Source organism: Pontibacter sp. JAM-7 (assembly GCF_048548695.2).
GTDB lineage: Bacteria > Pseudomonadota > Gammaproteobacteria > Pseudomonadales > Balneatricaceae > Neptuniibacter.
In genome coordinates, this window is sequence record NZ_JBLYIF020000007.1 from 148,387 (window position 1) to 172,903 (window position 24,517).

Annotated in this window: 26 protein-coding genes; 3 read left to right on the forward strand and 23 right to left on the reverse strand. The window is 53.7% G+C overall.

Features of this window, described 5'->3' with window-relative positions; genetic code table 11:
- Nucleotides 1–2 precede the first annotated feature (2 nt).
- From recJ to ffh, 12 genes are all read right to left on the reverse strand, one after another.
- On the reverse strand, nt 3–1,736 hold the full coding sequence (recJ, locus tag ACFVYJ_RS11050; protein WP_419414932.1) for a single-stranded-DNA-specific exonuclease RecJ: 1,734 nt from the start codon (nt 1,734–1,736) through the stop codon (nt 3–5).
- Entirely contained in the window at nt 1,733–2,527 is a 795-nt protein-coding gene (locus tag ACFVYJ_RS11055) for a YdcF family protein (protein WP_419414931.1), read from the reverse strand. The genes recJ and ACFVYJ_RS11055 overlap by 4 nt, the downstream gene beginning before the upstream one ends.
- A 77-nt stretch (nt 2,528–2,604) precedes the next feature.
- Entirely contained in the window at nt 2,605–3,999 is a 1,395-nt protein-coding gene (thrC, locus tag ACFVYJ_RS11060) for a threonine synthase (RefSeq protein WP_419414930.1), read from the reverse strand.
- A 14-nt stretch (nt 4,000–4,013) separates the two neighbouring features.
- Nucleotides 4,014–5,315 carry a homoserine dehydrogenase gene (locus tag ACFVYJ_RS11065; protein ID WP_419414929.1) on the reverse strand — a complete coding sequence of 434 codons (1,302 nt, stop codon included), beginning with the start codon at nt 5,313–5,315 and terminating at the stop codon, nt 4,014–4,016.
- 244 nt (nt 5,316–5,559) lie between these two features.
- Nucleotides 5,560–6,291, reverse strand: a complete 732-nt coding sequence (locus ACFVYJ_RS11070) for a thioredoxin fold domain-containing protein (protein ID WP_419414928.1) — start codon at nt 6,289–6,291, stop codon at nt 5,560–5,562.
- Between the two features lie 81 nt (nt 6,292–6,372).
- Nucleotides 6,373–7,296: a site-specific tyrosine recombinase XerD gene (gene xerD / locus ACFVYJ_RS11075; RefSeq protein WP_463255272.1), complete on the reverse strand. Its 924-nt coding sequence runs from the start codon at nt 7,294–7,296 to the stop codon at nt 6,373–6,375.
- Between the two features lie 5 nt (nt 7,297–7,301).
- Nucleotides 7,302–8,699 (reverse strand): hypothetical protein, encoded by a 1,398-nt coding sequence (locus ACFVYJ_RS11080; protein WP_419416083.1) that lies wholly within the window; start codon nt 8,697–8,699, stop codon nt 7,302–7,304.
- A 200-nt stretch (nt 8,700–8,899) separates the two neighbouring features.
- On the reverse strand, nt 8,900–9,256 hold the full coding sequence (rplS, locus tag ACFVYJ_RS11085) for a 50S ribosomal protein L19 (protein ID WP_419416082.1): 357 nt from the start codon (nt 9,254–9,256) through the stop codon (nt 8,900–8,902).
- 18 nt (nt 9,257–9,274) lie between these two features.
- Nucleotides 9,275–10,024, reverse strand: coding sequence for a tRNA (guanosine(37)-N1)-methyltransferase TrmD (trmD, locus tag ACFVYJ_RS11090; RefSeq protein ID WP_419416081.1), 750 nt, complete (start codon nt 10,022–10,024; stop codon nt 9,275–9,277).
- Between the two features lie 3 nt (nt 10,025–10,027).
- Nucleotides 10,028–10,561, reverse strand: a complete 534-nt coding sequence (rimM, locus tag ACFVYJ_RS11095; RefSeq protein ID WP_419416080.1) for a ribosome maturation factor RimM — start codon at nt 10,559–10,561, stop codon at nt 10,028–10,030.
- 23 nt (nt 10,562–10,584) lie between these two features.
- Nucleotides 10,585–10,836 (reverse strand): 30S ribosomal protein S16, encoded by a 252-nt coding sequence (gene rpsP, locus ACFVYJ_RS11100; protein ID WP_419416079.1) that lies wholly within the window; start codon nt 10,834–10,836, stop codon nt 10,585–10,587.
- A gap of 158 nt (nt 10,837–10,994) precedes the next feature.
- Nucleotides 10,995–12,404: a signal recognition particle protein gene (gene ffh / locus ACFVYJ_RS11105; protein ID WP_419416078.1), complete on the reverse strand. Its 1,410-nt coding sequence runs from the start codon at nt 12,402–12,404 to the stop codon at nt 10,995–10,997.
- Nucleotides 12,405–12,646: 242 nt separating this feature from the next.
- Between ffh and ACFVYJ_RS11110 the strand changes: the two genes are divergently transcribed.
- Together ACFVYJ_RS11110 and ACFVYJ_RS11115 are read left to right on the forward strand one after the other, a co-directional pair.
- The gene (locus ACFVYJ_RS11110; RefSeq protein ID WP_419416077.1) at nt 12,647–13,438 is read left to right on the forward strand and encodes a cytochrome C assembly family protein; all 792 of its coding nucleotides are present in this window, start codon (nt 12,647–12,649) and stop codon (nt 13,436–13,438) included.
- Between the two features lie 85 nt (nt 13,439–13,523).
- The gene (locus ACFVYJ_RS11115; protein ID WP_419416076.1) at nt 13,524–14,798 is read left to right on the forward strand and encodes an HlyC/CorC family transporter; all 1,275 of its coding nucleotides are present in this window, start codon (nt 13,524–13,526) and stop codon (nt 14,796–14,798) included.
- 10 nt (nt 14,799–14,808) lie between these two features.
- Here the strand turns inward: ACFVYJ_RS11115 and ACFVYJ_RS11120 are convergent, their stop codons facing one another.
- From ACFVYJ_RS11120 to ACFVYJ_RS11135, 4 genes are read right to left on the reverse strand one after another with little or no spacing between them, the layout of a single operon-like run.
- Nucleotides 14,809–15,126, reverse strand: a complete 318-nt coding sequence (locus ACFVYJ_RS11120; RefSeq protein ID WP_419416075.1) for an MTH1187 family thiamine-binding protein — start codon at nt 15,124–15,126, stop codon at nt 14,809–14,811.
- A complete protein-coding gene (locus tag ACFVYJ_RS11125) occupies nt 15,123–15,317 on the reverse strand; it encodes a DUF1289 domain-containing protein (RefSeq protein WP_419416074.1) in 195 nt (64 codons plus the stop codon). The genes ACFVYJ_RS11120 and ACFVYJ_RS11125 overlap by 4 nt, the downstream gene beginning before the upstream one ends.
- Nucleotides 15,314–15,844 (reverse strand): gamma carbonic anhydrase family protein, encoded by a 531-nt coding sequence (locus ACFVYJ_RS11130; RefSeq protein WP_419416073.1) that lies wholly within the window; start codon nt 15,842–15,844, stop codon nt 15,314–15,316. The genes ACFVYJ_RS11125 and ACFVYJ_RS11130 overlap by 4 nt, the downstream gene beginning before the upstream one ends.
- On the reverse strand, nt 15,844–16,443 hold the full coding sequence (locus ACFVYJ_RS11135) for a CoA pyrophosphatase (protein WP_419416072.1): 600 nt from the start codon (nt 16,441–16,443) through the stop codon (nt 15,844–15,846). Before ACFVYJ_RS11135 ends, ACFVYJ_RS11130 begins: the two co-directional genes overlap by 1 nt.
- 130 nt (nt 16,444–16,573) lie before the next feature.
- On the opposite strand from ACFVYJ_RS11135, the gene ACFVYJ_RS11140 reads away from it, so the two are divergent.
- Nucleotides 16,574–17,122, forward strand: a complete 549-nt coding sequence (locus ACFVYJ_RS11140; RefSeq protein WP_419416071.1) for an NUDIX hydrolase — start codon at nt 16,574–16,576, stop codon at nt 17,120–17,122.
- Here ACFVYJ_RS11140 and ACFVYJ_RS11145 read toward each other — a convergent pair.
- The 7 genes from ACFVYJ_RS11145 to ACFVYJ_RS11175 are packed head-to-tail and all read right to left on the reverse strand — an operon-like array spanning nt 17,119 to nt 24,493.
- A complete protein-coding gene (locus ACFVYJ_RS11145) occupies nt 17,119–18,948 on the reverse strand; it encodes a V-type ATP synthase subunit A (protein ID WP_419416070.1) in 1,830 nt (609 codons plus the stop codon). The two genes, ACFVYJ_RS11140 and ACFVYJ_RS11145, sit on opposite strands and share 4 nt — an antisense overlap.
- Nucleotides 18,941–19,636, reverse strand: a complete 696-nt coding sequence (locus tag ACFVYJ_RS11150) for a hypothetical protein (protein WP_419416069.1) — start codon at nt 19,634–19,636, stop codon at nt 18,941–18,943. The genes ACFVYJ_RS11145 and ACFVYJ_RS11150 overlap by 8 nt, the downstream gene beginning before the upstream one ends.
- The gene (locus ACFVYJ_RS11155; protein WP_419416068.1) at nt 19,636–20,319 is read right to left on the reverse strand and encodes a hypothetical protein; all 684 of its coding nucleotides are present in this window, start codon (nt 20,317–20,319) and stop codon (nt 19,636–19,638) included. Before ACFVYJ_RS11155 ends, ACFVYJ_RS11150 begins: the two co-directional genes overlap by 1 nt.
- Nucleotides 20,316–20,762, reverse strand: a complete 447-nt coding sequence (locus ACFVYJ_RS11160; RefSeq protein ID WP_419416067.1) for an ATP synthase subunit C — start codon at nt 20,760–20,762, stop codon at nt 20,316–20,318. Before ACFVYJ_RS11160 ends, ACFVYJ_RS11155 begins: the two co-directional genes overlap by 4 nt.
- On the reverse strand, nt 20,750–22,528 hold the full coding sequence (locus tag ACFVYJ_RS11165; RefSeq protein WP_419416066.1) for a V-type ATP synthase subunit I: 1,779 nt from the start codon (nt 22,526–22,528) through the stop codon (nt 20,750–20,752). Before ACFVYJ_RS11165 ends, ACFVYJ_RS11160 begins: the two co-directional genes overlap by 13 nt.
- Nucleotides 22,525–23,124 (reverse strand): V-type ATP synthase subunit D, encoded by a 600-nt coding sequence (locus tag ACFVYJ_RS11170; RefSeq protein ID WP_419416065.1) that lies wholly within the window; start codon nt 23,122–23,124, stop codon nt 22,525–22,527. Before ACFVYJ_RS11170 ends, ACFVYJ_RS11165 begins: the two co-directional genes overlap by 4 nt.
- Nucleotides 23,117–24,493 carry a V-type ATP synthase subunit B gene (locus ACFVYJ_RS11175; protein WP_419416064.1) on the reverse strand — a complete coding sequence of 459 codons (1,377 nt, stop codon included), beginning with the start codon at nt 24,491–24,493 and terminating at the stop codon, nt 23,117–23,119. Before ACFVYJ_RS11175 ends, ACFVYJ_RS11170 begins: the two co-directional genes overlap by 8 nt.
- Nucleotides 24,494–24,517 lie beyond the last annotated feature (24 nt).

Here is a 24,517-nt window from a genome sequence, read left to right on the forward strand (position 1 = left end):
CTCTACAACGGCTGCAGGTAATCCAGCAACAGCTGTACCGTGCGCTGCCCGCGAAATTCATTAACATCCAGCCGGTACACTACCCGTACCCGGTTGATGGCATTGTTGGGCCACAGTTCAAGATCGGTATTAAACTGAATCGCATCCAGCGCCAGGCCAGTTTTTGGCTCCATCAGCACCATTTTCAGATGCCGCTGGCCAACAATTCGCTGCTGCAATAGTGAGAACTCACCCTCGAACAATGGCTCCGGGAATTGATGCCCCCAGGGGCCGGCCTCACGCAGCAATTGCGCCAGCTCCAGATTAAGGTCGTCCGCACTGAGACGACCGTCAGTGAGCAGCATTTGCTGCAGAGCAGCCGGCTCCAGTACCTGTTCAACCTGCTCGGCAAACACCCGCTGAAACAGTGCCAGGTCCTGCGTCATTATCGTCAGGCCTGCAGCCATCGCATGACCGCCAAATTTGCACAACAGGTCCGGATATCGAGTAGCAATCGCATCCAGTCCATCGCGAATATGGAAACCTGCAATCGACCGCGCAGACCCTTTCAACTGCCCCGGATCTCCCGGTGCGAATGCAATCACCGGACGGTGTACCTGCTCCTTGATGCGGGACGCCAGTATACCGATCACTCCCTGATGCCAGTCCGCATTGTATAACGCCAAACCGTAGGGCAGTTCGCAGTCATTGAGGTGGAGTTGTTGCAGCAACTGCAACGCCTGCTGTTGCATCTCTTGCTCGATGCCCTTGCGCTCCTGATTCAAATTATCCAACAGCTGAGCTAACTCCCGGGCGCTAGTTTCATCTTCACTGAGCAGGCACTCAATGCCGATGGACATATCTTCCAGCCGACCGGCAGCATTTAACCTGGGAGCCACAGCAAATGCCAAATCAGACGCATTTAAGCGGTTAAGCTGCCGTCCGGCCAACTCAAGCAGTGCCCTAATCCCCGGTCGACAATGTCCGGCGCGAATACGCTGCAAGCCCTGATGCACCAAAACGCGGTTATTCTGCTCCAGCGGCACTACGTCAGCCACTGTACCTAATGCTACCAGGTCGAGCAGACTGGCTAGATTAGGTGCAACAATACCCTGTTGCTCAAACCAGCCCTGCTGCTGCAATGTCCGCCGCAGAGCGATCAGCAGATAAAACACCACACCCACACCGCAGGTAGATTTAGCGATAAAATCGCAGCCCGGCTGGTTTGGGTTAACAATGGCAGCGGCCTCCGGCAGCTCGGCACCCGGCAGGTGGTGGTCGGTGATAATCACATCAACCCCTGCCGCATTGGCAGCCGCCACTCCCTCGCTACTGGAGATGCCGTTATCTACGGTAATAATCAGATCCGGCGACTGCTGCAGCGCTTCAGCGACGATTTCAGGGCTGAGGCCGTAGCCATATTCAAACCGGTTCGGGACCAGATAATTCACCTGCGCCGCACCCAACTGACGCAACGCCAACAGCGTCACGGCGGTACTGGTGGCACCGTCACAATCAAAGTCACCCACTACCAGAATGGACTGCTGCTGTTGTAATGCCTGCAGGATGCGGGCAACCGCCGCATCCACCCCTTTCATGCTACTGTCCGGCAGCAACTGATTAAGCGTACGCCCCAGCGCATCCAGCTCAGTGACCCCCCGGTTAGCATAGATACGCGCCAGCACCGGGTGAGTTTGATGAAACACCGGCAGGGCGTTATCCGGCTCTGGCCGTTGCTGGATCAATACCGATTTCATCGGCCCGCCCCTCTCGGGGCCGGAAACAGCGCATCCGTATAATCCGATAAATAATACGCGAGTAAGCCGATCCACTCCCTGACAGCCACATTCAGATCATCCATATTAAGATTCAGCAGAGGCCTGATTCGATCTGCACCGGAACGGTAGTCCACCGGGTAAGGAATCACCTGCCAGCCGGCCTGGCGAAATACCCCCACCGAGCGCGGCATATGAAACGCCGAGGTTACCAACAGCCAAGGCCCCTGGGATTCATCCGCCAACAAACGGCGACTGAAAACTGCATTTTCGAATGTATTGCGTGATTCACGCTCAATTTGCACCCGGTCAGCCAATCCCAGTGTCGCTAACCACTGCGCAACTGCATCACCACCTTTGTAGGTCTGCTGTAGCATGGAACCTGAGCCGCCGGTAAAGATGACCGGGGTATCCGGATATTGCTCTAGCAGGGCTGGCAATACCATTAAGCGCTCGGCACCCTGATTAAATTGAGCCTGCTGATGCAGAAACGACTCCTCTGCATCTTCACCGCCACCCAGTACAATAATGCCCGCCAGACGCTCCGGCATTTCCGTAGGCATAGCAAAGCGCTGCTCCAAGGGACGCAACAACAAATTGCCCAGCGGATAGAAAGCCATCACACCCTGTCCCAGCACGGCCAACAATAGCAACAAGAAACCAACACGACGACGGCAGAGAAACAGTGCCAGCAGGGTCAACAACCAGAGAAAGTGGTCCGGCGACAGCACAAACCAAAGCGTTTTCGATAGATAGAAAAACAGATCCTGCATGGTTGCTCCCGGTATCCAGTGACAAAAAAGCCCGACATTAAGGTCGGGCTTTTGTTATAGCAGACTGGCTAGCTGACTCAAGCAGTATGGACGTGAGATGCCATAAACTGCTGAACCTGAGTCAGATCGTTAGCCAAGATCTCATATTTCTCTTCGCGCTCAAACAGATCTGCCATATGCGGCGGCAACTGTGGCGATTCCAACCCGGCTTTGACTACCGGATCTGGGAATTTAACCGGATGCGCTGTTGCTAAGGTCACCATGGGTACCGCGGGATCCTGGTTACACTCACGACCTGCTTTGACTCCGATAGCCGTATGAGGATCGAGCAGATACTCAGTCTCAGCAAACACCTGCTTGATCACTGCGCAGGTGGTGTCATCATCCACCGCACAGCTGTCGAACAGTTCACGCACCTGATCCCAGTTACCATCACCCAAAGACACCGGGCCAGCCTTGAAGTCATCCATCAGCTTGTTGATCGCTATTCCCTCACGCCCATAGACATCAAACAACAGCCGCTCGAAGTTAGAGCTGACCATGATATCCATAGATGGCGACAGGGTATGTACCAGTTCGCCTTTGGACATATCGTTACCGGAGATTACCCGGTGCAGGATATCATTTCGATTGGTGGCAACCACCAGCTGCTGGATCGGCAGACCCATCTGTTTCGCCAGATAACCGGCGAAAATATCACCAAAGTTACCGGTCGGAACGGAAAAAGATACCGGACGGTGCGGCCCCCCCAGGGCCAGTGAGGCGGAGAAGTAATACACAATCTGCGCCATGATGCGGGCCCAGTTAATGGAGTTCACCGCCCCCAGTTTCAGACCTTTCAGGAAGCCCTGGTCAGCAAAACTGTCTTTGACCATCTGCTGACAGTCATCAAAATTCCCCTGCAGGGCAATATTGAAAACATTGTCTTTGATCAGCGTTGTCATCTGGCGACGCTGCACCTCGGAGACCCGCTGATATGGATGCAGAATAAAGATGTCCAGATGATCACTGTGGCAGCAGCCTTCAATCGCCGCAGAACCAGTATCACCAGACGTAGCGCCCATAATAACCAGTCGCTCACCACGTTTGGTCAGAGCGTAATCCATCAACCGACCCAGCAACTGCAGGGCAAAATCCTTAAACGCCAGAGTTGGACCGTGGAACAGCTCCAGCACCCATTCATTGGTACCCAGCTCTTTCAGTGGCGCCACTGCTGTGTGATTAAAACCCGCATAGGTTTCATCCAGCATCAGCTTCAGGTCTGCATCAGGCACGCAATCGGAGACAAAGGGCTTAATAATCTTAAAGGCCAGCTCGTTATAGGGCAGGCCCGCCCAAGAAGCGATCTCTTCCTTACTAAAAGACGGCAGAGTTTCCGGCACATACAGGCCACCATCACTGGCCAGACCCGCCAGCAGAACCTCTTCGAAGTTCATCACCGGAGCCTGACCCCGGGTAGAAATATATTTCACTGAGCAACTCCTGCTTACGCGGTAAAGTGTTCTACGCGGATGCGGGTAACCTGGCCGTTGATCTCATCCAGAGCTTCAATGCGGGAGATCGCTTCATCCATTTTCCGCTCCAGTACACGCTGGGTCAGGATAATAACCGGCACCTGGTACTCTTTGGTTTCCTTCTGGATGATGGCTTCAATGTTGATACCCTCTTCACCCAGAATACTGCTGACCTTGGCCAGAACACCCGGTTTTTCAACCGCATTCATGCGCAGATAGTAAGCGCTTTCGGTTTCTGAAATTGGCAGCACCGGGACATCAGACAAGGCACTTGGCTGGAACGCAAGGTGTGGCACACGATTATCCCGATCGGCTGTCAGAGTGCGCACGACATCAATGATGTCAGAGACCACCGCAGAGGCTGTTGGTTCTGCACCAGCACCTGCGCCGTAATATAGTGTCTGACCTACTGCATCGCCATCAACCATCACCGCATTCATGACGCCGTTTACATTGGCAATCAACGCAGACCGTGGAATCAGTGTTGGATGCACCCGCAGCTCAATGCCATTTTCCGCATGACGGCTGATACCCAAGTGCTTGATGCGGTAACCCAATTCTTCAGCGTACTGCACATCTTCACGAGTAATCTTACTGATCCCTTCGGTGAAGGCTTTTTCAAACTGCAGTGGAATACCAAACGCCAGTGAAGCCAAAATGGTCAGCTTATGCGCTGCATCAATACCCTCAACGTCAAAGGTCGGATCAGCTTCTGCATAACCCAACGCCTGAGCTTCCTTCAGCACATCATTAAAATCACGACCCTTTTCGCGCATCTCGGTCATGATAAAGTTGCCGGTGCCGTTGATAATACCTGCCAACCAGTTAATCCGGTTGGAGGCCAGACCTTCACGAATCGCTTTGATGATAGGAATACCACCAGCAACCGAGGCTTCAAACGCCACCATAACGTTTTTCTTTTGCGCAGCCTCAAAGATCTCATTACCGTGCACCGCAATCAGCGCCTTATTCGCGGTTACTACGTGCTTACCGTTTTCAATCGCTGTCATCACCAGCTGGAGAGCTACATCGTAACCCCCAATCAGTTCAACCACGATATCCACTTCCGGATTGCTGGCAACTTCAAAAATGTCCGCAGTGAGCTGAGTGCCTTTGGTGTCACAGGCCGGGTTTTCATGCCGGGTACCAATCTGCTCAACAATGATCTGGCGACCAGCGCGACGCTCGATCTCTTCAGCGTTTCGTTTCAGAACATTGAATGTGCCGCCACCGACTGTTCCCAGCCCGCAGATTCCCACTTTTACCGGTTTCAACTGTGCACCTCACCTTTTCGTTGGACGATTTAATCGACGAAACAACGGGTTTTACCCGCAGCACAAAACTAAGTGGCGCATTATAACGAAAACCGTTTAACGACTCTATGCAATTAGTGACCAAGAAACACGAGGGGAGAGTTAGATGGGATTAGGTGGGCGGCGCTGCGGCCTAAGCCGCGCGCCGCCCTGGGGCTGCAACCGCCACTCCGGTCATCGACCGGGACACGGTCACGGCAACTGGTTACTGCACACCCAGAATTCGCGCCATATTAGCTGCAGGCATATAACCGGGGATCAGGGTACCGTCTTCCAGCACAGTCGCTGGCGTCCCATTGACACCCACATCCTTACCCAACAAGTACTGAGATTTGACAGGATTATCACAGCTCGCGGGAGGCAGTTTAGCACCGGATTTCACATCCGTCATGGCCGTACGACGTGCCTCACCTTCGGCACACCAGATCGAGACCATTTCGGCATAAGTCGAACTACCTTCACCCTTGCGCGGAAAAGCCAGATAACGGACTTTGACCCCCATGGCATTGAGCTTTGGCACTTCCTGATGCAGTTTACGGCAATACGGACAGTCCACATCCGTGAAGATATCAATGGTGGCTTTTACTTCGCCCTCGGGCGGAAAAATCACGGTATCCTCATCCGCCACCTTAGCCATCAGCTCGCGCCGCGCCACTTTTTGCTGCGCTTCAGTCAAGTTGACAAAGCCATCGGTTTTACTGAACTGATAAAGCTGACCAATCAGGAAGTACTCTCCTGCATCATTGGCATACAGCACATCACCAGAGGACAAAGTCACTTCGTGCAGACCAGCAATCGGAGCTTCTTTAATCGATTTAACCTCAATTCTGGCATCCACCTGCTGCAGATTTTCCGTGATCCGCTGAGCAACGTCATCATCTGCGGTGACCATCCCAGCCCACAACAGGCAGCCCAACAGGGCAACTGTCTTTTTCATATCTTCCTCATTGATCCAAAGCCGCACAGCATGTCGGCATCATGTGTAGGACTGGCAGGATAACAGCAAGTTCACTCCGGTTCAGCCCCTCGGGTGATGCAGCTGATGCAAGGCTTGCAGGCGTTGCTGAGCCACATGGGTATAAATCTGTGTCGTGGAAAGATCGCTGTGTCCCAGCAGCATCTGCACCACCCGGAGATCGGCACCATGATTAAGCAGATGAGTCGCGAAAGCATGACGCAAAACATGCGGCGACAGTGGTTTATTAATACCCGACACCAGCGCGTGATGCTTAATACGATGCCAGAAGGTCTGCCGGGTCATAAAGCTGCCGCGCCGACTGGGGAACACCGCATTCAGATTCTGTCCGGCCAACAGCAGGGGCCGGACCTCAGTCAGGTAACTTTTTAGCCAGCCAATCGCCTCTTCCCCCAATGGCACTAACCGCTCTTTGTTACCCTTCCCGGTTACACGAATCACCCCCTGATTAAGGTTCATCATATGCAACTCCAGGCCCACCAATTCACTCACCCGCATACCGGTGGCATACAGCACTTCCAGCATCACCCGGTCCCGGTATTGTACCGGGTCACCCAGTACCGGAGCGGCCAGTAACTGCTCGACATCATGTTCCGTCAGGGTTTTAGGTAAGGCCCGACCCCGCTTAGGGCTTTCTATCAGTAGAGTGGGGTCTTCTGTAATCTGCTCTTCTCGCAGCTGATAGCGATAAAAGCCGCGCAGGCATGACAGCATACGCGCAGTCGAGCTGGGTTTTATACGCTGCTTCAGCCGCCAGGCCAGGTACCGCTGGACGGCGCTGCGCTGACAACCGAGCAGGTCGACGCCCTGCTGCTGCAGCCAGAGAGCAAAAGCCTGCAAGTCCCTTCGATAAGAAGCCAAAGTGTTATCACTCAGCCCTTTCTCCATCCAGATAGCATCCAGATAGGCCTCTATCAGCGTTTGCGCGGCTGAGCCGAGTTTAGAAGAGGTATCAGCATCAGCCATGACTGCTAAAACAGCACTTCGGCCAATTCAATCTTATCCCGGGCGATAGGGTAGGTAGCGGTGCCCCTACCATCTGGTGGGCGATGCTCGATCACCACCTCGGCGCGACTTACCGAAATAATGCGCCCTTCTACCCGCCGGCCAAAATAGGTTCTAAGTACAGCATGATGACCAACATGACCACTGAGTTGATTGACCGCTACTCGCTGCAAGGTTTTCCGCTCTGGCAGCACTATCAGGGGCCTGCCAATGCCTGCCGGTCGATCAGCTGTTACCTTCGCTGGTAGAGATTCAGCAGCTTTGGCATCCACTTGGTCCGTAGCCTCAGTCTCAGCAGGCGATTGTTTAGGGGTCGCCAGCGCCGGCTGCTGTTTTTGTGAGGGGTCCCAACGCACACCCTGCAGCGATACTTGCTTGCCTGAAAATTCAACATAGGGTTTGAGAACCGCCAACAGGTCTTCAGGCTGCTGCATCAGAGATGCAGCTTGCGGCCCCATCATCATCTGCGGTCGCACCCGCGCTAACATTGAACCACCGGGGTTATTCAAGGTGTCATAAGCATCCAGTAACGACACCGGGATTTGCCAGCCCTCGTTAGCCAGACGCACCGCCAACAGGTCCCGGTAACGGGCACGGTATTCAGCAACCTCTTCATCATTCAATTGCGCACAAAAGCGATTACGGCGCAGGTTATAGCCCAGATCCTGCATCCGCAGTTCGATGCTCTCCAGCAGGGTATTGGGTGAAAACAGACCTGAAACCGTCGGCGTTTTTTCGCTACTGCCGATCGCCAAAGAAGCCTCTACTCGAGCCACACCCAAGGTTTCCGCAAACAGATCAAACCGCGCCGTCTGCACCAGTCGGTCAAGGCGATAGCTTAGCTGAACATCTGATAGTAGCTGACTGAAGCCCATTTTCCGCCACTGCGGTAGCCCCATATATTGCAGGTCACCGCAGCCAAGGGTGTCATAACTTGGCCCCGCTTCCTCCTGCACGGCAACGGCGTTCTCAGCAAGCATCCGCATAAAGTCACTTTGCAGGTTTAAATTAATGCCCGTGACAATGACAGAAAAGGCATCTGGCAACTGCTCCTTACTCAACCCCTGGGGAGCCTGCAGCAGCTGCAGCGGGTTATCGGTACGAAGCAGCATACGTTCAACCGTAATGGCGTCCTGCATGCCTACCGGGGTCAACCGCACATTGCGGATCCCGGCTTCAGATTTCAGCGGTTCAATTTCGACACTGGCATATTCCATAGTGACGAATGGCGCGATGGCATCCTGCACTGCATCTGCCGTACGGGTAATCTGCCACCACATATAGAGATAACCGGCAGCGGCGGCCAGTGCCAGCAATAACAGCACAATGACCAGAAACTTCAGGATTCGTAATGTCGCCAGCACAACCTCAGACTCCGTTTTGAGCGATCACAAACATAGATGGCATGAGAGATCCACTTAAAGACCTTAATGGAGTAGGGGGTAAAACACCAGTTTTACCCCCTACTTCCATAGCGGCTGCGGTGCCAAAAACTGCAGCCCTTTCATGCAGACAATAAAAAACGGCCCGGAGGCCGTTTTTTTCAGTATTACACAGCAAAAGCTTAACCCAGCTTTTCCTTGATACGTGCAGACTTACCACTACGCTCACGCAAGTAGTACAGTTTCGCCTGACGTACATCACCACGACGTTTCACGGTAATGCTGTCAACGGTAGGACTGAAAGTCTGGAAAGTACGTTCAACACCCACACCGTGGGAGATTTTACGTACCGTAAACGCAGAGTTCAGACCGCGGTTACGCTTACCCAGTACCACACCTTCATACGCCTGCAGGCGAGTACGGTTACCTTCAGTTACTTTTACCTGAACCACAACGGTATCGCCCGGTGCAAAATCAGGAATCTGTTTGCTCATCTGTTCAGCTTCAAGCTGCTGAATAATCAGGTTGTTGCCGCTCATAGCTTGCTCCTAATGTATTCAACCTTCGGACCCTTCGGTCTCCCGGATAAAATCTGTTAACAATGCCTGTTGCTCAGCTGTCAGCGTGAGGGAATCCAACAGGTCAGGCCGGCGTTGCCAGGTCCTGCCCAGTTGTTGTTTCAGACGCCAGCGCCTGATCACCTCATGGTTACCGCTAAGCAACACCTCAGGTACGTCCATGCCGTCAAGCTGTTCCGGGCGGGTATAGTGGGGGCAATCAAGCAGGCCATCACAAAACGAATCCTCAGCAGCCGAGTCCTGATGTCCGAGCACGCCGGGCACCAGTCGGGAAACCGCATCAATCAGGGTCATGGCCGGCAGTTCACCACCGCTCAAGACAAAGTCGCCCAGCGACCATTCCTCATCAATTTCAGTTCCCAGCAGGCGCTCATCAATGCCTTCATAGCGCCCAGCTACCAGGATAAGCCGTTTATTTTCGGCCAGCTCCTGCACGCCTTTATGGTCCAGTTTGCGTCCCTGGGGTGAAAGGTAGATCACCTTAGCTTCACCACCGGCAGCCGCTTTAGCCGCCTGGATTGCATCCCGCAGTGGCTGCACCTTCATTAACATGCCGGGGCCACCACCATAAGGCCGATCATCTACAGTGCGATGCTTATCATGGGTGAAGTCTCGAGGACTCCAGCACTGCAGCTGTATCAAACCGTTTTTCACCGCTCTGCCACTGACACCGAAGCTTGTAATTGCTTCGAACATCTCAGGGAAGAGGGTAACCACACCGAACCACACGGTTCAGAACTCCGGGTCCCAATCGACCCGCATGGTACCTGATTCCAGGTTAATTTCTTTGATCACCTGATCCGGCAACCAGGGCAGTAACCGTTGTTTACGGTCAATGCTCTGCTCGGTTCCCTTCACCACCAACACATCATTAGCACCGGTTTCCATCAGGTGACTTACCTTGCCCAGCAACTGGCCGGACTCGGTATAAACCATCAAGTTTTCCAACTGACTCCAGTAATACTCACCGGCTGCCAATTCTGGCAGCTGGCTGGCATCAACCCGGATCTCCTTGCCGCAATATTTGCTGGCCAGGGTTCGGTCATTCACACCGGTCAGTTTGGCGACCAGTCCCTTGCCATGAGGTTTGCCTGCTTCCACCGCAACCGGTTTCCACTCACCGTCAAACTCCATTAACCAGGGCCCGTAGCTGAAGATATTTTCTAACGGATCGGTATGGGAATAGACTTTTACCCAACCTTTAATTCCGTAGACCGCAGTAACACTGCCAAGTACAACTGTCGCTTCGCTGTTCTTACTGCTCATCCGGCTACCTGATCGATCAGCAATTACGCTGATGCTTTTTTAGCTTCCTTAACCAGAGTAGCTACACGCTCAGACAGCTGTGCACCTTTACCCTGCCAGTATTCAACGCGATCCAGTGCGAGGCGCAGACGCTCTTCCTGACCACGTGCAGACGGGTTAAAGAAACCGAGCCGCTCAATAAAGCGACCATCACGCGCATTACGCGAATCAGCCACCGAGATGTGATAGAAAGGACGCTTTTTGGCGCCGCCGCGAGACAAACGAATTATTACCATGCGTTAGATCCCTTTATTGAGTGGGTTTTGGTATCGCCCACAGTTTGATTAACCAACCTGCAAACCACAGATTGGGCCGTTAAAAATCAAGGGCGGCAATTCTACGTGAATTCGCCGCCCTTAGAAAGCATTTTGCCGTTTTTTTAACCACGCCAGATTTAGCGCGGAAAACCACCGCCGCCAAATCCGCCCGGACCGCCAAATCCGCCACCGCCGCCCATGCCGGGAGGCAGCATACCTTTCATGCCTTGCATCATTTTACCCATGCCCTTACCGCCGAATTTCTTCATCATTTTGGACATCTGTTTATGCTGCTTAAGCAGTCGATTGACATCCTGTACCTGGGTACCTGACCCCCTGGCGATACGTTTTTTACGCGAGCCTGAGATAATGTCCGGTTTACGACGTTCTGCCGGGGTCATGGAGTTGATAATCGCCTCCATCTGATGAATGCCTTTCTCGGCATTGGCGGCTTCCGCCGCTTGAGCCATCTGTCCCATACCGGGCAGTTTATCCAGCAGGCCGGCCATACCACCCATATTTTTCATCTGGGAGATCTGTTCGCGGAAGTCTTCCAGATCAAAGCCTTTGCCTTTTTTGATCTTGCGGGCAAATTTTTCCGCCTTTTCCTTATCTATCTTCTGCTCTGCTTCCTCGATCAGCGAGAGCACATCACCCATACCCAGAATACGGGACGCAATACGATCAGGATGGAACGGATCCAGCGCATCAACTTTCTCGCCGACACCGATAAACTTAATTGGTTTGCCGGTAATCTGACGCACGGATAAGGCCGCACCACCACGGGCATCGCCATCCGTTTTGGTCAGAATCACACCGGTCAGTGGCAGCACTTCATTAAAAGCGCGGGCAGTGTTGGCCGCATCCTGACCCGTCATGGCATCGACCACAAACAGGGTTTCGATCGGTTTTACCGCATCATGCAGACGGCGGATCTCACCCATCATGTCTTCGTCGACATGCAGTCGACCGGCCGTATCTACCAGCACTACATCATGCTGCTGGATACGGGCATGGGCGATCGCCGCATTGGCGATATCTACCGGATCCTGCTCCGCTGTGGAGGGAAAGAAGTCGACCTCGACTTCTGCCGCCAGGGTTTCTAGCTGTTTAATCGCTGCAGGACGGTATATGTCCGCAGACACCACCAGCACTTTCTTCTTTTCCCGCTCGCGCAGGTGGCGACCCAGCTTAGCAACGGACGTGGTTTTACCCGCGCCCTGCAGACCAGCCATCAACACTACGGCTGGCGGCACAGTCGCCAGATTCAACTGTTCGTTGGCCTCGCCCATCAGGCTGACCATCTCTTCGTTGACGATCTTGACGAAAACCTGACCCGGGGTCAGGCTTTTACTGACCTCCTGACCCACCGCGCGCGCTTTAACGCTGTTAATGAAGTCTTTGACCACCGGCAAAGCCACATCCGCTTCCAGCAATGCCATCCGCACTTCACGCAGGGTGCCTTTTATATTGTCTTCGGTCAGCTTGGCCTGACCCGTAACACTGCGGAGCGTTTGCGTTAATCGCTCTGTAAGGTTTTCGAACATGTCGTACCCCGGTTCCCCTTCCACCTGCTGGAACATCAATTGGCTTTATCAAGCACTTGCGGCGGTTGGGATAATTTCAAAAAAGATGTGGTAATAAAGGCGAGGATTATACCTCAGTGCCAACGCAGCTGCGAATAGCGTCACGTTATTTAATCCACCCGCGTTCTATGACACACTTAGCCTGCCTGCGAACATCCAGTATCCGCGGGCCTATCGGTGACAGGCTGTATTAAGGGATTCCAATGCTACTGTTTTCCACTTTGCTAGCAGTTTTACTTTATGGTGCCGCCTCCTTGCTGCAATATCAGGTGGTGCTCGGTAAACGTACGGCGCAACCCGCTTTACTTAAATGGCTGGCGCTGGGAGGCTTTGTCGCCCATACCCTGTCGGTCTACACAGTACTGCACCAACCGCAGGGGCTGAATCTAAGCCTGTTCAGTGCTGGCTCGCTGATCGCCTGGCTAGTCACCGGACTGGTGTTATTAAGCAGCCTGCGTCAGGCCATAGACAACCTGTTTTTAGGTGTTCTGCCGATGGCACTGATTACGGCATTACTCACCATCGTCACCGACCTACAACCCGGCAAACCCTATGCTGGCGGTCTGATTGCACATATTCTGCTGTCTATCCTGGCCTATAGCGTTTTCACCATTGCGGTGATTCAGGCAATCCTGCTCTCCAGACAGGAAGCCGCTTTAAAACACCACCACACCCGTGGATTGATTGCCTCTCTGCCCCCCCTGCAAACGATGGAACGGTTCCTGTTTGAACTGCTCTGGGCCGGATTGATCCTGCTGACTGCGTCTCTGGTGACAGGCTTTCTGTTCGAGGACAACCTGTTTGCCCAGCATCTGGTACACAAAACGGTGCTGTCGATCATGGCCTGGGGCCTGTATGCCACGCTACTCTTCGGCCGCCTGAGTTTCGGCTGGCGCAGCCACACCGCTATCCGCTGGACTCTGGGCAGTTTCGCCTTGCTGGCACTGGGTTACTTTGGCAGCAAATTTGTCACCGAGCTGATCCTGCACAGTTAATCGTTAACCTGCAGGGCCTCAGCCTTGACAGGCGAAGCAGTGATACTGACAATGCAGGGCAATCCATAATACAGGCCGACCGCTCTTGGAAGATGCATCAATAAGTACCCTACTCGGGGTTCTGGTTTTTCTTATCCTCTGTTCCGCGTTTTTTTCCAGCTCTGAAACCGGAATGATGTCGCTCAACCGCTACCGGTTGAAACATTTGGTCAACAAAAAACACCGCGGTGCACGCAAAGCCAGTAAGCTGCTATCCCGGCCCGACCGCCTGATCGGCGTGATTCTGATTGGCAACAACTTCGTCAACATTCTGGCCTCTGCCATTGCCACTGTTATTGCGGTACGTCTGTGGGGTGATGCCGGCATCGCGATTGCCACCGCCGCACTGACCGTTGTCATCCTGATTTTTGCTGAGGTTTCGCCCAAGACCATGGCCGCGCTACACCCGGAAAAGATCGCGTTCCCGGCATCCTATGTACTGATACCACTACTGAAGCTGATCTACCCACTGGTGTGGATTATCAACACCATTACCAATAACTTTTTGCGCCTGTTTGGCGTCAAGGTAACAGGTGATAATCAGCACCATCTCAGCACCGAAGAACTGCGTACGTTAGTGCATGAAGCTGGCGCACTGTTACCGCAAACCAACCAGAACATGCTGTTGGGCGTGCTAGAGCTGAATGAAGTCACTGTGAATGACATCATGGTACCTCGCAATGAAGTGCTGGGGATCGATCTGGATGAAGATATTGATACCATTATCGCCAAACTCAGCAATACCGAACATACTCGCCTGCCGGTGTACCAGAGCGAATTAAATAAGGTGGTGGGCATTCTGCATATGCGCAACCTGGCACAGGTTTTCAGCGAGGGCAGCGTCACCAAAGCAGCGATTCTGCAGGTCATTCGAGAACCCTACTTTATTCCGGAAAGCACGCCACTACAGACCCAACTACTGCACTTCCAACGTCAAAACCGGCGCATTGGTCTGGTCGTAGATGAATATGGCGACATTCAGGGCATTGTCACTCTGGAAGATATTCTAGAAGAGATTGTCGGCGAGCTGTCCAATACCAATCCTGATGAAAACCATGACGTGCACTTACAGGAAGATGGCAGCTACTTTGTCGATGGTACCGCCTACATTCGCGATGTGAACAAGCACGTAAACTGGAACCTGCCAACCGATGGCCCGAAAACCATCAACGGTATGATCACTGAAAAACTGGAATCCCTGCCCGATGCCAATGTTTGTGTTGAAATTGACCACTACCGCATTGAGACCCTGCAAATCGGCGAAAACATGATCAAAACCGCGCGGATTATTGCACTGCCTAACCCCGATGGAGATGACTGATCAAGCAAGATCAGTCATCAACCACCAGACGTTGCGTCACACTATCTAGCTTGTCCTGCATCGACTGATGACGGTCGGTGCGGGTACCTAGCCGCATAGAGGTGGTAATACGCGGCGCACCCATTTCATGCACTACCTCATGACAGCGTTTGACTGCCGCCATCACTGCGTCCCACTCGCCTTCGACATTGGTACCGTAGGCATGCAACTGATAGTTGAGTCCGGCCTGCTGAAACACCGTCTGACAAGCGGCTACATACTCACCCAGCGACACACCTACACCCAACGGCACGAGACAGATATCAACCATAACCGGCATCGATTTCATACGCTAAGATCCCCCGCTTCTCGTTTAATAACCTTACGGATCACCTGCCGTTTTTGCTCATTGCTATAAACGCCCCATTCAGCAATCTCAATCCCACTGCGCCTGCAGGCAATACAGAGGTCATGCTCATCCAGAGCGCACACACCGATACAAGGGTTAGGCACAGGCTTAAGCTGAACATCAACGGTCATATTGATTCCTGTAACTGCAAGCCACGACAGTAGCGGCGCATGTTAGCTACATAGTGATGCGCGTTTTCCAGCAAGCCGGCAACCTGCTCCTCAGTAAGCACGCGTTTTATCTTGGCCGGAGCACCCACAACCAAAGAATAATCAGGAATCACCATACCCTCCGGAACCAATGCATTAGCACCAACCAGGCAGCCTTTACCAATCTGAGCACCATTCAGCACCACCGCACCAATGCCAATCAGGGAGCCATCTCCCACGGCACAGCCATGCAGCATCGCTTGATGACCAATGGTCACATCTGCACCAATACTCAAGGTAAAACCCGGGTCGGTATGCAGCACCGCGCCGTCCTGAATATTACTGCGCTCACCAATGATAATGGGGTCGTTATCACCGCGAATCACCGCATTAAACCAAACACTACTGCAGTCATGCAGGGTCACATTACCGATCACTGTGGCGTTCTCTGCGACAAAGTGTTCTTCACCCAGCAAAGTGACGTCACATCCATCCAATGTATAAAGCACTAGCGATACCTCATGTCATGTTCAGGCCTGGGCCGCATCGGAATACCTGCGTCACAACCGATATTTAGCAACTCCACCAGCACGTAGGCCGTCAGTCCCCAGATTATATGTCCGTCAAACTCCCAGGCAGGCACATACAGAGTCTTACCGCGAAACTGCAACGCATCAGTCCGGCACCGATGATCCGCCATGAAAAATGTCAGCGGCACCCGGAAAATCTGATCAATTTCACCTGGGTTAGGAGTCAGCCGTATATCCGCTGAGACGACCCCCACCCAAGGCGTTACCTGCAAGGCATGCTTCGACATCACCTGCCCCAGCGGGCCAATAATATCCACCTGGTCTGGCGCAATACCTACCTCTTCATGTGCTTCACGCAGCGCAGTATGCAGTAGATCGATATCTTCCGGATCACGTTTACCGCCGGGGAAAGCCACTTCTCCGCTATGGGTCGAGAGCCGAACAGCACGGCGGGTGAGGATCACCTCCGGACCGGTAACATTGTCTGTCAGGGCCACCAGCACACCCGCCTGCGCCCGCTGAGCAAACAATTGCCGCGGTTCATGCTGTGCAAGGCGATGCCGAATCTGAGTTAACATGGTAGTTCCAACCGCTGATGTCTATTCTATTCTACCCTGTGCCCGGCCGGGGTAGAAAGCCAACCGAAAATCCCGGTTGAGTGTTTGCTAACAGCTGCCTAGAATGGGCTGTTGAAAATAAGGAAGCGTCATGAAGTATTGTTCCAATTGCGCTGCAGAATTACACATTGCCATCCCGGAAGGCGATAACCTGCCGCGCCACATTTGCCGCCAGTGCGACACTATTCACTACCAAAACCCGAAAATTATTGCCGGATGTCTGCCGGTATATCAAGACAAAGTACTACTGTGTCGACGCGCCATCGAACCACGCCTGGGCTTCTGGACATTGCCGGCCGGATTTATGGAAAACAATGAATCCACCCAGCAGGCCGCTTTGCGGGAAACCCGCGAAGAAGCCAATGCGGAAGTCCGCCTGCTTAGCCTTTACACCATGACCTCCATTATCCATGTCAATCAGGTACAGCTGATCTATCTCGCCGAGATGGATAAACCTGAATTCAGCACCAGCAATGAATCGCTTGAAGTAGAACTGTTTGCCGAGGACGAGATCCCCTGGGAGGAGCTGGCCTTTCATACCATCCGTAATGCGCTGCAATACTATTTTGAGGATCGCAAAACCGGCACATTCCCATTACGCCAGATCGAACTGCAGGGCACCCGCTATAATCGCCCCTAGTCACTCACTGCAGCAATAGCATCAGGCATCAACATCGCTTCTATCTGCTGCAGATATTTACCGTAGTCGGGGCTATCCTGGCGGCTGTAATTCAAGTTTTTCAACAACCCTGTCAGTTGCAGATAAAACTGCCGCGCCTGATCCTTATCCGTAAACGTCTGCTCACCCAGCAAGCAACGCTGAAGTAGCTCAAACAACGTCTTTTGCCGTGCCAGTGGTGTAGACACATCCACCGGATCAAACGCATCCTGTTGCAGATAAACCTGATCCAAACAGAGTGCTCGATGATAGGTAATATAATCCTGCAATGTCACACCTTCCTCACCGGTAACCTGCATCATCTGCTGTACTGATTCACCAGCCACCAGCAAGTGCTGCATCTGTTTCACCGCATCCACCCAATCCGCACCAAGATGGCTCTGATACCAATCGGTCATCTGCATCAGGTAGCGCGACCAACTGATCAACGGGTCTACTGCCGGATAGGCCCGCTTATATGCACGCTCGGCGCTCAAGCCAAGAAAGGTTTTTACCGTGCGCAGGGTCGACTGGGTAACAGGCTCCTCAAAATTACCCCCGGCAGGCGACACGGTACCAATCAATGTCAGGCTGCCGGTGGCACCGGTATTGGTACGAATCACCCCTGCCCGTTCATACAAGGCTCTGATGGCCGAATCCAGATAAGCCGGAAATGCCTCTTCCCCAGGTATCTCTTCCAGCCGACCAGAGGTCTCCCGCATTGCCTGTGCCCAGCGGGAGGTTGAGTCCGCAATCAACAATACGTTGTAACCCATTTGCCGGTAGTACTCGCTGATGGTAATGCCGGTATAAATTGAGGCCTCCCGTGCTGCCACCGGCATAGACGAGGTATTACAAATGATCACCGTGCGATCCATCAGGCTGCCGCCATGGGGGTCCGGTAGGTTTGGAAACTCTGTAATGGTTTCCACCACCTCCCCAGCTCGTTCGCCACAGGCAACAATCACGACAATATCAACATCCGAATAACGCGATATCAGATTCTGCAGTACCGTTTTACCGGCACCAAAAGGCCCCGGAATACAGGCACTGCCGCCCCGCGCCACCGGGAAAAACGTATCAATCAGCCGAATACTGGTCAGCAGCGGTTGCTTAGGGTACTGGCGCTCACTGCTGCCATTACGCAAGAGTGGACCACTGACCGGAATTCGTACCGGCCATTCCTGCTGCATGGTCACTTCACGCTCTTTGCCTGACTGGGTTTGCAAACGCACAACCGGGGTAGTGACAGTAAAACTGCCCTCCTGAATCCAGCTGACCCGAGCACTGCCCAGCAGACCAAACGGCACCATTATCTGATGCCGGAAGCGCCCCTCCTGAACATCGCCCAACAGATCACCCGCACGCACCTTCGCGCCAACCTTAACCCTCGGCTGAAACGCCCAGTGTTGCTGTGTATCAAGGCCGTTTAATTGCAGACCACGGGGTAGAAAAAAACCTTCCTGTGCGGCAATTTTTTCCAACGGGTTCTGCAGTCCATCATAGACCTGCCCCAGCAGCCCGGGCCCCAGCGTCACGGACAACATCGCACCGCTTTGCCGTACAGCATCACCAATCGCTACACCGCGGGTACTCTCAAACACCTGTACGTCTGCCTCACCTTGTCGTACCCGCAAAACCTCGGCTTGCAGGTAACGAGGGCGCTCACCCTCATGCCGGGCCGGGCAAAGGTAGACCACTTCGTTTTTTCGGATCGCATAAGGTTCACCCGACGCATCCCGGAGCAGTTGCACGGTGACAATATCATCTCGTACCGCCATCACCCGGGCTGTAACCTGATCATGCATAACGCGTTTCCTTCAACCACAAAGCGAGCGGTTCTGACGACGCCAATAACTGACAACTGTGCGCCTGAAAGCGCTGTAAAGCCGGTTGCACCTGATAGCTGAGCTGGCGTTCAGCCAGCCCCCAGCGCAAGACAAAACAGACCACCGCATCAAAATCAAACAAACGCTGTTGTTCACACCGCCACAGGTCTTGCCACAGGAGCCGGTTCAGGTGCCGTTCCACCTGCTCTGGTGCTGCATGATCAAACGCATGACAGAGCCCTGATACCTCTGGCCAGAGCGTTTCGAGACCAAACCGCGATTCATGCCAGTGCCGCCGGATCTGCCCTAGCCAGCGACCTGCACCCAGGAAAGCTTCACCACTGCGCTGACCCGCCGCCCGATACCGCAACGCAGCCAACAAGGTCCACAACTCAAGCAAATAATTGACCCGTGCCTGGAGTTGAAGACTGTCGATACACGCCAATTGTTGTTGCCAGTGCTGGACCAGCTGCTGTTCTGACTGCTGTTTAGCCCGACCCTGATGGGGGAAATACAGTTGCTCCACCAAAGCCAGCTGCTCACTGTCATGATGCGACAACATACTCAACCGGCGCTCCAGCGCGATTCGGGACAGTGGCAATTGCCGGCATTTATCCAACGTCGGCAGGCTGGGCAGGGCATTTATCAGCGTCACATAATCAGCCACTAGCGGATCACCCCTTCGAGCATGGCACGAAACCTGGGCTGTAGATGCTTTAACAGCAATTCACTGACAGCCGCCGGACTAAGGTCTACCTCAATATCTTCAGCCTGCAAGCGAATGCGAATACCTGCGCCAGCATGCAAATCAAAACTAATCCCGGCACGCAACTGCTCCGCCGCCAGTGACTGTACAAAGCGACTCAGCTGTCCGTCACGGTATTCCTGCGGATTGCGCCGCAACTCTTCTAAACCGATGCTGTCCGCAGGCAGCACAATCTGCAGCGCATCTGCCTCATTCAGCCCCGTATCTTCCGCGACTCGGTTAACCAACGCCAACACCAACTGGCGAATAAAAGCTTCGTTATCCATCTGCTGCGTAACCAGCCGTTCCACCTGGTCAGTAAAGCTGCGGGTTAACTGCTCCTTCACATCCAATTGCAGATCCCGGGCCGCTACTTTTAAGGCTTCTTCTCCGGCACTGCGTAACGCATCGGCTTCTGCGCGGGCATGGTGTACCAGTTGCTCGGCTTCCTGACGCGCCTGAGCCAACAACCAATCGGCCCGTCGTTCGGCCTCATCCACCAACCGAGACGCCTCTGCTTGACCCTGGCGCACCCCTTGGTCACGCAGCTTATCAATCAGTGCTTCTACGCCAGAAGCGGCATGCTCAGGTTTGCCATTTTTCATACCGGAATGCCCTCACTGAGAACCAGCGCAAAAATAAAGGCAAACACCGCAAACCCTTCAACAATTGCCGCCGGAGCCAGAGACATACCAAAAATTTCCGGCCGAATTCTGGAAACATGAATGGCTGAAGCACAACAACGCCCCTGGTAAACAGCACTGAACAACAACGCCAGCCCGCACAATAACCCGATAGCTGCCAGTCCCGGAGCATTGGTGGTGGTGAGTTCACGGTTCAGCGCAAACATCACCACTATGCCGTATATTGACTGGGACGATGGCATGGCAGAGATCCCTATGTAACGACCATGACCCGACTCTGTTTCCAGCAGTGCTCCGCAAGCAGCCTGACCCGCCAGCGCACACCCGATCATACTGCCGATGGCTCCCAACGCCATGGGGCCATACAGGCCCGCCCAGCCCAGTGCCAATATCAGGTTATCCAAGGTGAAACCTCCTGCTTTGCAAATGGCTGAAAGGCATAGCCTTCATCCGCCAGACTCCAGTTATAAAATTCAATCAGATTCAGCCGCAAGCCATGCACCACACCACTGATGACCGTCAGCACGAAATTAAGCAAATGCCCGAGCAATAGAATCAACATTTTAAAAAACACGCCAACCACTGGCAGCGCCAGAGCAACATCCTGAGCCAATTGATTAAAGGTAATCGCCAGTGACGCACTGGCCAGACCCAGCGCAAACAGCCGCATATAACTGAGCACATCACCAAATAATTTACTGATACCCGTCAGTGCCAGTACCCCATCCAACCAGCGCCGCCAGCCAAAACCGGCGCGCTGACTGGTGCAGCCCAGCACCAGTAATAAGCCCAGGACAAACCCTGCATTAACCATCAACCCAATGCCCAGCAACCAGCCCAGCAAACCACTGAGCAAAATCAGGCACCAGCCAATCGGTGCCAACGCCTGTATGGTGCGCCGTCTCACCCATGCCATCATCAGGTTAGCCAATACCAGATGTAGAACACCAAGGCAGATGGATAATCGCATCATGCTGTCAAAGTCATACAGGTCGACAACTTTCCAACCCGCTAACCAGGGAGGGGGGGCAGCACCAAAATAACTGCCCACCAGCATGCCCCAAAGCACACCTGACACCGACAGCGCCATACCCAGTGTGCGCAATCGACGCCCGGTCCGGCTGCGCTCGAAATGACGCCAGAACAACAGGATTCCCGCCGCCAACAACAACGCGTAACCCGCATCCGACATAATCAGAGCAAAAAAGGTCACAAACGAAAAAAACACCACCCGTGATGGGTCCCAACTGCGATACCCCGGTTCCTGAAAGAAGTGCACGATCTCCTCTCCAGCCGAAGTGGCAGGGTCGTTCTGCAGCAGCGTCGGTGGCTGTTCAGCCTGATCTGGCGCCGCCAGCTGCAGTACCATCCCCTGCTCCGAGGCAAACTGTTGCAACCGTTCCAGGTCACGACTAGCCAACCATCCCTGCAAGGCAAATACCTCTCCCGCATCAAGGGTCATAGCGGCGACTTCACTGCGCTGTGCTGCATCCATCGTACCGGCGACAGAACACTGCAGCAGGAAGATCCAGCAGGTCAGCCCTTGGCGCTCCGCTTCCAGTGTTTCCAGTGCGACTTCCACATCTTCCAAAGACTTGTGCAACTGACTCAGCGGCACGACTCCAGTATGGGTACGCGGCACCGGCATCGCATCGAACAGTGGCTCTTGCTCAGCAACCACAGCCACATAGCTATGACGGTTGTCCTGGTACACCTGTTGCCAGGTCAGGTCAGACTTTTGCACCTCTGCCATACGATAGTTAGGCACCAGATAGAACCAGAGTTTTTGCTGGTACAGTTCATCCGTTTCCGGCAAGCGGAAATCACCCCAGGGACGCAAGTCCTTAATCCGGTTCTGTAGAAAATCACGCTGTTCCAGCAAACTGAGCCGGTGCTGACGATTTTCATCCGCCTGCTGAGCCACCACCGGTAGATCGAAATGCCTGGCAGTAGTCACCTGCCGACGTTTATCAGGACAATCCAGCAGGTACCGCAACACCAGCTGCAAGCGTGCCGGACTGAGCTCTGTACTCTCATCTGCCACAAGTGGTCGCGGCGGTTGCAGCGGAATCATGTGCAGTAGGCCCAGTTGCTGCAACTGCTCCAGCAACACCGGTTTATCTGCACTCAGCCCGATCAGCGTCGCCTTAAGCAGTGGCGCAATGCTCATGCCAGACTCCGGTGTTTGCTCTTAGCCAGTTTAGCGCGGACCACTCCAGCCCGTTCAGCATCAGAGAGCGCTATGCGGATACGTCTGATATTGCTCTCTGTTTTGGGAATTAGCACCTTATCGAACAGATTCAAGCGTTGGGTGGTTTTCTGGATCGCCTGTTCAAGCCGCTGCAGGCTGAGCAGATCCAGTTTAATGTCTACCTCCAGCCGCACCGCCTGCTCCTGCATCTCCAGTAAGGGGTCTACCCAATGCGGCAGCATCAGGCGGGAATAGGAGGTGTATTCAAGCTCAAGTTGCTGCAACTGGGGCAACTCAACCCCAACAAGGTTACGTTTGCCGATCTCCAGCTCGCGAATCCTGATTAAACCCTCCACCGGCACATCCGTATCCGCCAGCATGAGCAACTGGCGCTCAACCTGTTGGTGCAATGCCTGCAATGCAACTTCATTCGCCTGTAAACGACGCCGGGTGTCCAGTCGAGCAGACAGTAGCTGCTTCCGTTTAAGGTCGAGTGCAGGCAGAAACTGACGGAAGGTTTGTAAGCGCTTTCCCTCCCGGTTAAGCGAGCTTTTATTCAGCGCCAGTTTAGCCATACACCGCCTCTGGTGCGGGTTGACGTGTGACTGTGGGGAAGTATTTATCCACCAGACTCTGCTTCATCAGCAACTCCTGCACATCGAAGCACTCTGCCAGGGTCTGCCAGCATAGATCCAGCGCCTGTTCCAGCGGCATGCTGATCCGGATATCCATAAACCGCTGCCGGAACAGATCACCAAACTGCAGTAAACGCAGGTCGTATTCACTGAGTTCAAATGACATTGCCTGTTTCTGGCGGGCATCCATGGCTTCAGCATAAAACCGCACCATGGTATTCATGATCTGACTATGATCCTCCCGGGTAACCTTGCCGATGACATGCTGCTTCAACCGCGACAGGGAGCCAAACGGATCGATCACCCCGTCATGCAGGTAAAACTGTCCTTCGGTGATATAACCGGTATTGTCCGGCACCGGATGGGTGACATCGTCACCCGGCATGGTGGTAACCGACAGAATGGTCACCGAACCGGCACCTTTGTAGTCACAGGCTTTTTCATAACGGCGCGCCAGCTGAGAATACAGGTCGCCGATATAACCCCGGTTGGAGGGCACATGCTCCATTGCGATCCCCACCTCTTTCAGGGCATCGGCATAAGCTGTCATATCGGTCAGCAGAACCAGCACCCGCTGCCCCTCTTCAACCGCAAAGTGTTCTGCAACCGCCAGTGCCATATCCGGTACCAACAACGCTTCCACCGTCGGATCAGAACCCTGATGCACATACATCACCGTTCTCGCCAGCACTCCGGCCTGCTCAAAAGTCTGGCGGAAAAAATGATAATCATCAAACGTCAGGCCAATGCCGCCAAACACCACCACGTCAGCATCTGCATGCGTACCTATTTTGGCAAGCAGCTCATTGTAGGGTTCCCCGGCCACGGAGAAGATAGGTATTTTCTGGCTTTCTACTAGGCAATTGAATACATCTACCATCGGCACATCGGTGCGGATCATATGGGACGCCAGTACCCGGCGCATCGGATTGACGGTCGGGCCATCAATCTCTACCCGAGGCTCATCGTTCAGGGAGGGACCCCTATCAATTGGCAGACCAGTACCGGAAAAAGCGCGCCCCAGAATATTCAACGAAAAAGCTACCTGCATCGGGTAACCCAAGAAACGTACTGCAGAGTGAGTGGATAACCCCTTAGTACCAGAAAATACCTGCAAGGAAACCCGCTCCCGATCCAGCAGCACCACTTGCGCCATGCGTGGTAACTCTTCGTCTGCACGACTTTCGATCAGTGCCAGGTCACCAAAGCTGATGGGGGAAACGCCAGAGTCCGGCAACGCCACATGAACAGTAACGATATCTCCGACTATGGCGAGAATCCTGGAATAACGCACCAATGACTGTGTCACCGACTCTCCCCTTCAGCAGACAAA

Bases quoted from the DNA above. Each gene is read 5' to 3' on its own strand.
- recJ (WP_419414932.1), bottom strand. From the start codon at position 1,736: ATGAAATCGGTATTGATCCAGCAACGGCCAGAGCCGGATAACGCCCTG.
- ACFVYJ_RS11055 (WP_419414931.1), bottom strand. From the start codon at position 2,527: ATGCAGGATCTGTTTTTCTATCTATCGAAAACGCTTTGGTTTGTGCTG.
- ACFVYJ_RS11070 (WP_419414928.1), bottom strand. From the start codon at position 6,291: ATGAAAAAGACAGTTGCCCTGTTGGGCTGCCTGTTGTGGGCTGGGATG.
- xerD (WP_463255272.1), bottom strand. From the start codon at position 7,296: ATGGCTGATGCTGATACCTCTTCTAAACTCGGCTCAGCCGCGCAAACG.
- rplS (WP_419416082.1), bottom strand. From the start codon at position 9,256: ATGAGCGGCAACAACCTGATTATTCAGCAGCTTGAAGCTGAACAGATG.
- rimM (WP_419416080.1), bottom strand. From the start codon at position 10,561: ATGAGCAGTAAGAACAGCGAAGCGACAGTTGTACTTGGCAGTGTTACT.
- rpsP (WP_419416079.1), bottom strand. From the start codon at position 10,836: ATGGTAATAATTCGTTTGTCTCGCGGCGGCGCCAAAAAGCGTCCTTTC.
- ffh (WP_419416078.1), bottom strand. From the start codon at position 12,404: ATGTTCGAAAACCTTACAGAGCGATTAACGCAAACGCTCCGCAGTGTT.
- ACFVYJ_RS11110 (WP_419416077.1), top strand. From the start codon at position 12,647: ATGCTACTGTTTTCCACTTTGCTAGCAGTTTTACTTTATGGTGCCGCC.
- ACFVYJ_RS11120 (WP_419416075.1), bottom strand. From the start codon at position 15,126: ATGAAATCGATGCCGGTTATGGTTGATATCTGTCTCGTGCCGTTGGGT.
- ACFVYJ_RS11125 (WP_419416074.1), bottom strand. From the start codon at position 15,317: ATGACCGTTGATGTTCAGCTTAAGCCTGTGCCTAACCCTTGTATCGGT.
- ACFVYJ_RS11135 (WP_419416072.1), bottom strand. From the start codon at position 16,443: ATGTTAACTCAGATTCGGCATCGCCTTGCACAGCATGAACCGCGGCAA.
- ACFVYJ_RS11140 (WP_419416071.1), top strand. From the start codon at position 16,574: ATGAAGTATTGTTCCAATTGCGCTGCAGAATTACACATTGCCATCCCG.
- ACFVYJ_RS11145 (WP_419416070.1), bottom strand. From the start codon at position 18,948: ATGCATGATCAGGTTACAGCCCGGGTGATGGCGGTACGAGATGATATT.
- ACFVYJ_RS11155 (WP_419416068.1), bottom strand. From the start codon at position 20,319: ATGAAAAATGGCAAACCTGAGCATGCCGCTTCTGGCGTAGAAGCACTG.
- ACFVYJ_RS11165 (WP_419416066.1), bottom strand. From the start codon at position 22,528: ATGAGCATTGCGCCACTGCTTAAGGCGACGCTGATCGGGCTGAGTGCA.
- ACFVYJ_RS11170 (WP_419416065.1), bottom strand. From the start codon at position 23,124: ATGGCTAAACTGGCGCTGAATAAAAGCTCGCTTAACCGGGAGGGAAAG.